Source organism: Salinimicrobium oceani (assembly GCF_012037645.1).
The window spans coordinates 1-324 of record NZ_JAAVJR010001331.1 but is presented as its reverse complement, the minus strand read 5'-3'; the positions used below and the strand labels follow the sequence as shown (position 1 = coordinate 324).

Annotated in this window: 1 protein-coding gene; it reads left to right on the top strand. The window is 42.6% G+C overall.

What is annotated here, in order from left to right:
• The coding region (locus HC175_RS22060; RefSeq protein WP_168140001.1) for a M3 family metallopeptidase at positions 1–324 on the top strand (324 nt) is incomplete at both ends.

Below are 324 nucleotides of genomic sequence, written 5' to 3'. Positions count from 1 at the left end.
TAAAACCTTATTTTGAACTTAATAATGTGATCAATGGCGTCTTTCTGGTCGCTGAAAAACTTTACGGCCTCAAATTCGAGCAGGTTTTCGATGTAGAAATTTATCATCCTGAAGTCACCACTTATAAGGTCACAGACGAAGCCGGAAAAGAAATTGCCTTGTTCTATGCCGATTTTCATCCCCGGGAAGGAAAACGCGGCGGCGCATGGATGACCTCTTATAAATCTCAATATCGCCTGGACAATAAAGAAGAGCGTCCACATATTTCCATTGTTTGCAACTTCACAAAGCCTACAGAGGAGGAGCCTTCCCTCCTAACCTTTA